We start from the raw sequence: 5,767 nt of genomic DNA on the forward strand, positions 1-5,767 counted from the left end.
GTCAGACGTTGACGCCGAAGTCCTGGGCGATGCCGACCAGGCCGGAGGCGTAGCCCTGGCCTACCGCGCGGAACTTCCACTCCGCGCCGTTGCGGTACAGCTCGCCGAAGACCATCGCCGTCTCGGTGGCCGCGTCCTCGGAGAGGTCGTAGCGCGCGATCTCGGCGCCGCCGGCCTGGTTGACGATGCGGATGTAGGCGTTGCGGACCTGGCCGAAGTTCTGGCCGCGGTTCTCGGCGTCGTAGATGGAGACCGGGAAGACGATCTTCTCGACGTCGGCCGGGAGGGCGGCGAGGTTGACGTTGATCGCCTCGTCGTCGCCCGCGCCCTCGCCCGTGCGGTTGTCACCGGTGTGGACGATGGAGCTGTCCGGCGTCTGCTTGTTGTTGAAGAAGACGAAGTGCTGGTCGGAGTAGACCTTGCCCTGGCCGTTGACCGCGATGGCGGAGGCGTCCAGGTCGAAGTCCGTGCCGGTGGTGGTGCGGACGTCCCAGCCGAGGCCCACGGTGACGGCGGTCAGGCCCGGAGCCTCCTTGGTGAGCGAGACGTTGCCACCCTTGGACAGGCTTACAGCCATGATTGGGAGTCCCTTCCCTTAATGCGTACGTGGCGGAGTACTTGTCGCTCCGTCGGTCCCGACGAAGCTACGTCACCCGGGAGAACGCCGGGAGGGGTACCAGAGGTTCCTGCTCGCTTTACCTTTTTTACCGAGCTGGGGGAAAACGGGGTGACGCGGGGCCGTGCGGGCAGGGACCATGGAGTCATGTCCGGGCCCTATCTCATCCGTGGCTCGGTCTCGCTTCCCGAGGCCGAGCTGACGTGGCGTTTCTCGCGTTCCTCCGGGCCCGGCGGGCAGCACGTCAACACCAGCGACTCCCAGGCCGAGCTGCGCTTCGACCTCGCGCGCACCGAGGCGCTGCCCGAGGTGTGGAAGCAGCGCGCGCTGGAGCGGCTGGCGGCCCGGCTGGTGGACGGCGTCCTGATCGTCCGCGCCTCCGAGCACCGCTCCCAGTGGCGCAACCGCGAGGCCGCGGCCGTCCGCCTCACCGCCCTCCTCGCCGAGGCCACCGCACCCCCGCCCAAGCCGCGCCGCGCCACCCGCATCCCACGGGGCATCAACGAGCGCCGCCTCAGACAGAAGAAGCAGCGCTCGGACACCAAGCGGGGCCGTTCCGGGCGGGACTGGGGCTAGGAATCCTGCCAGTCCGCGCCGGAGACGCCCTCTGGCTCCGCGTCAGGCCCCCACTCCTCTTCCCCTTCCTTTTCCTCTTCGGCGCGCCGCAGCCAGGCCGCCACCCATGCCGTCGCCGCCACCGCGGCCGCCGCCAGGGACACGTAGACGAGCGGGTTCACCCAGGACGGGACCAGCTCGGTGGCCACGCCGTTGTCGGTGACGCACTCCGCGCCGACCGGCAGCGCCAGGTGCGTCACGATGTCATCGCCGCGTAGGCCCATGGCCGCGCATTTCTGGTCTGGGTCCAGGAGGTAGAAGCCGCACCCCACGCCGTACCCATAGGCGCCGAAGGCTGTGGCGGACGCCAGGAGCACCGTCAGTACGCAGGGACCGCGGTCCGGCGCGTACCAGGCCTCGCCCCAGCCGTGCCTGCGGATGCGCACCGCGAGCAGGAAGACGGACAGGGCGGCCAGGCCGGGCATCGTGAACGGAGCGAAGAGCGCGGCCATATAGAAGGCCGGGGCCAGATCGTCCAGGGCGATGGTCGTCACGCAGCGGCGGACGGCGGCGGCGCCCGTCCCGGTTCCCGGCGCTCAGCCCAGGTGCCGGTACCGCCCCCGGAAGTACAGCAGCGGGCCGCCCTCCGCGCTCGGGACGTGGGCGGTCAGGACGCGGCCGATGACCAGGGTGTGGTCGCCCGCGAGCACGCGCTGTTCCGTACGGCACTCCAGCGCCGCCAGCGCGCCGGAGATCAGCGGGGCGCCCGTCGCCTCGCCCCGGGTGAGGTCCAGGTCGGCGAAGAGGAGGCGGTCGCTGATGCGGCCCTTCATCGAGAAGCGGCCCGCGATCTGGCGCTGGTGGTCGGCGAGGACCGAGACCGCCCAGAGGGGCTGTTCCTCCAGGAGTTCGTCCATGCGGCCGCCGGTGCGCAGGCTGACCATGACCAGCGGGGGGTCCAGGGAGACCGACAGGAAGGCCGTGGCGGTCATGCCCACGTCCTCCGTGCCCGGCGCGTACGGGTCGTCGGGGTCCAGCGGCGGCTCCTGCGCGGTCACCAGGACCACTCCGGCGGCCAGCCGGGACATCGCGGCCCGGAACTCGTCGTCGCTCACCCCCTCAGGATGCCCGGAAGCGGCCCGGGCGGTGGGGGACGGGGCGGAGGCGGAGATGTTCAGCACGCCGGAAACGCTAATCCGCCACACCGGCCCGCCGCATCGGCCCTCCGCCCGAGAGGGGTCCTAGGACCCCAGGCGCACGCCCGGGAGTACCCGGACAGGGGCTCCGGACAACCGTCCCGACCCGCCCGCCTGCCGATTCGTACGGCATATGCGCATGTTCACTCACTTTGCGTTCAAGAACGGTGCTGGGAAAACACAGAAACTCCACTCAATTGTTCACGTTCTGCTGTGACTTGAGTCACAAGGGGCAATAATTGTTGACCCTGTGTACCGAGTGGGGAGCGCGCTGTGATTCAGTGGCGAGAAGAAGCCTTGATTCGCAGCGAGGTCTCGGGGGAGGGGGAGGGCGAGCATGGAGACAGAGTCGGAGCCGTACGTCCCGCTCACATCCCTGCGTCAGCTGCATCAGGTCATGGCCGAGATGAACACGGCCCGCAGCCTGGCGGACACGCTGCAGATCGTCGCCGACGGCGCGGTTACCGCGCTGGGGTACGAGATGGCGTGCGTGAACCTCGTCCGCCCCGACGGCGATCTGGTGGTCGCCGCCTTCTCCGGGAACCCGGCGGCCGAGGCCCTGATCATGGGCCGGGTCGGCGCCCGTGAGTCCTGGGAGCGGCGGCTGCGCATGGGCGAGCTGTGGGGCGACCTCGTGTTCATACCCCACCACGAGGGCTGGGTCCTCGACGACGACGACGTCCCCCAGTGGTACACCGAGGCCCCCGTCCCCCGTTTCGACGAGGAATGGCACCCCGGCGACCGCCTTTTCGCGCCGATGTACACGCCCGGCGTCCAGGGCGGGGCCCGCGGCGAGCTGATCGGCGTCATATCCGTCGACCGTCCGCACGGCGGCCGCCGCCCCGGCGCCTGGGGCCGCGAGGCCCTCCAGATGTACGCCTTCCAGGCCGCGATCGCCCTCAGCAACGCCCATCTGCGCGCCAACATGCAGCGCGCCCTGGTCCGTCTGGAGCGCGACCAGCAGGCCCTCCGCGCCAGTGAGGAAAGCTTCCGCCAGGCCTTCGAGTACGCCCCCTCCGGCATGGCCATCGCGGAGATGGACGGCGACCACCACCAGGGCCGCGTCCTGCGCGCCAACGACGCCCTGTGCCGCCTGCTCGGCCGCCCCGCCGCCGCGATGCGCCGCTACTCCTTCGCCGACCTCGTCCACCCCGAGGACGTCACCACCCTGCGCCGCACCTCCCCCGAGGGCGGCCGGGGCGAGCTGCGGCTGGCCCGCCGGGACGGCTCGTACGTCTGGGTGTCCCTGCGCAACTCCGTCGTCGCGGACACCACCGACGGACCCCGCTTCCTGCTCACCCACGTCGAGGACATCGAGGAGCGCAAGCGCCGCGAGCTGCAGCTCGCCCACCGCGCCTCCCACGACTCGCTGACCGGGCTGCCCAACTCCGCCGAGCTGCGCGCGCGGCTGGCCGCCCGGCTGTGCCGCCGCCAGACCCAGGCCGACGGCCTGGACTCGCTCGACGCGGCCTACGGTCACCCGGGCGACGCGGACGGCGGGCACGGCTTCGACTTCGCCTCCGGCGCCGAGGCGTACGACGCCTTCGACCACCATGTCCACACCATCGCCCCGGAGGGCGCCCACGACGACGGCGCCAAGGGTCTCGCGGTGCTCTTCTGCGACCTGGACGGCTTCAAGTCGATCAACGACCGCTTCGGGCACAACGCGGGCGACGCGGTGCTGATCGAGGTCGCGCGGCGGCTCAGCAACGGCGTGCGGGACGGCGACACGGTCGCCCGGCTCGGCGGCGACGAGTTCGTGATCCTCGCCGACGGGCTCGGCCGGGCCGACGCGCAGGACCTCGCCGGACGGCTGCGCGGCGAGATCATCCAGCCGATCCGGGCCGAGGGGCGGGCCGTGCGGGTGGGCGCCAGTTTCGGCATCGGCTGGGCGCACTGCGGGATGACGGCCGACGAGGTGCTGAAATCGGCCGACGAGCGGATGTACGTAGAGAAACGATCTCGTCCCAAACAGCACCGGCGCGCCGGGTGATTCGCAGGTCAGTGGGCTGAGACAGGCTGACTCGCCCGATTTGAGGGGCCCGTCGGTGTCCCCCGATCGAGCGAATTCGGCTATGCGGGAAGGTAGGCTCGCCATGCCTACCCGTACCCCATCCGCCCGCACCTGCTTGAGGAGTACCAGGGATGACGCCCGGCGACAACGGCGCGAGCACGCCCGAGGAAGACGACCCGTTCGGCTACCTGTACGCCGACGGCCAGGCCAGAGGTGCCCAGCCGCCGTCCGGCGGTTACGGCTACCCGAACGCGGTCAGCCGGGTGCGCGCGGTCGGTGAGCGCCAGTACCCCCAGCAGCAGACGTACGGCCAGCAGGTCCCGCAGCAGCAGGGCACCTACGGGCAGCCGACCGCCCAGTACCAGGCCCCGGCCCCGCAGCCCCAGCCGGGCGGCCTCCCCACGGGCAGCCGGATGCAGCAGAACGCCGGACGGCGCGGCCCCAACACCAAGGGCCTGCTCATCGGCGCGATCGCGGTGGTCGCCGCGGTCGTCATCGGCATCAGCGTGGCCATGTTCAACGGCGACTCCGGCGACGAGGCGAAGGGCGGCGCGAGCCCGAGCCCGACGCAGTCGCAGAGCACCGAGCCGCAGCCCAAGGCCACCGCCTCGGCTCCTCCGGGCGAACTCCCGAAGGCCGACGCGGCCGACGCCTCCGTCCAGCTCGCGGGCGGCGCGGCCAAGGCGTCGGACGTCAAGGGCGCGCAGGCGGCGGGCGGCACCTATGTCGGCGGCCTCAACCAGGTCGGCGCGTCGGTCACTTGGAGTGTGAGCGTGCCGGAGGACGGCCCGTACACCTTCTTCATGCGGTACAGCGCGACGGGCGAGGACCAGTCGATGACGGTCACCGTCAACGGCAAGGACTTCGGCAGCAAGGCGGGTCTGAGGAACTACCGGCACGTGGCCGACGGCGACTTCAAGAACGGCTGGGTGAACTCCTACGTGTGGCCCGACCTCAAGAAGGGTGCCAACACGCTCTCCGTCTCCTGCCAAGCGGGCGACAAGTGCAATGTGCTGATGGACCAGTTCTGGATCAAGAAGGGTCACGTCACGCGCTAGTTCCGGTCCTCCGGGACCGGGCTCAGGCCGCCTCCGCCGCGCCGGTCACCTCGATACGGCCGCACAGCTCGTCGTAGGCGGCGCGGTCGAACTCCCCCGCCGCCGGGGCGAGTACGGCCGCCGCCGACAGGGCGACCGCGCGGGTCAGCCGGTCCGGCCAGGGCAGGTGTTCCACCAGGCCCGAGAGCAGTCCCGCGACCGCCGCGTCCCCCGCTCCGGTCGGGTTGCCGCGCAACGGGGCGGGTGGGGTCGCGCGCCAGTGGCCCTCGGGGGTCACGGCGAGCAGGCCCTCGGGGCCGAGGGAGGCGACCACCGCGTGGGCGCCGCG

At 71.5% G+C, this 5,767-nt stretch carries 7 protein-coding genes; 3 read left to right on the forward strand and 4 right to left on the reverse strand.

From position 1 onward, the window contains the following. Position 1: 1 nt before the first annotated feature. Positions 2 to 577, reverse strand: coding sequence for a TerD family protein (locus GTW40_RS22360; RefSeq protein ID WP_030804536.1), 576 nt, complete (start codon positions 575 to 577; stop codon positions 2 to 4). A gap of 186 nt (positions 578 to 763) precedes the next feature. On the opposite strand from GTW40_RS22360, the gene arfB reads away from it, so the two are divergent. Beyond that, positions 764 to 1,192 (forward strand): alternative ribosome rescue aminoacyl-tRNA hydrolase ArfB, encoded by a 429-nt coding sequence (gene arfB, locus GTW40_RS22365; RefSeq protein ID WP_161181975.1) that lies wholly within the window; start codon positions 764 to 766, stop codon positions 1,190 to 1,192. Here the strand turns inward: arfB and GTW40_RS22370 are convergent. Together GTW40_RS22370 and GTW40_RS22375 are read right to left on the reverse strand one after the other, a co-directional pair. Next, positions 1,189 to 1,725: a hypothetical protein gene (locus GTW40_RS22370; RefSeq protein WP_161181976.1), complete on the reverse strand. Its 537-nt coding sequence runs from the start codon at positions 1,723 to 1,725 to the stop codon at positions 1,189 to 1,191. The two genes, arfB and GTW40_RS22370, sit on opposite strands and share 4 nt — an antisense overlap. A 42-nt stretch (positions 1,726 to 1,767) precedes the next feature. Continuing rightward, positions 1,768 to 2,352, reverse strand: coding sequence for a flavin reductase family protein (locus tag GTW40_RS22375; RefSeq protein WP_161181977.1), 585 nt, complete (start codon positions 2,350 to 2,352; stop codon positions 1,768 to 1,770). 352 nt (positions 2,353 to 2,704) lie between these two features. Between GTW40_RS22375 and cdgB the strand changes: the two genes are divergently transcribed. Beyond that, positions 2,705 to 4,360, forward strand: coding sequence for a diguanylate cyclase CdgB (gene cdgB / locus GTW40_RS22380; RefSeq protein ID WP_161181978.1), 1,656 nt, complete (start codon positions 2,705 to 2,707; stop codon positions 4,358 to 4,360). Positions 4,361 to 4,512: 152 nt separating this feature from the next. Continuing rightward, a complete protein-coding gene (locus GTW40_RS22385; RefSeq protein ID WP_161181979.1) occupies positions 4,513 to 5,439 on the forward strand; it encodes a carbohydrate-binding protein in 927 nt (308 codons plus the stop codon). A 22-nt stretch (positions 5,440 to 5,461) separates the two neighbouring features. Here GTW40_RS22385 and GTW40_RS22390 read toward each other — a convergent pair. After that, positions 5,462 to 5,767: PfkB family carbohydrate kinase (locus tag GTW40_RS22390; protein ID WP_237525628.1), on the reverse strand; the 306-nt coding region annotated here is incomplete at its 5' end.

Origin of the sequence: Streptomyces sp. SID4985 (assembly GCF_009863025.1) — a bacterium.
In the GTDB taxonomy this organism is placed as follows: Bacteria; Actinomycetota; Actinomycetes; order Streptomycetales; family Streptomycetaceae; genus Streptomyces.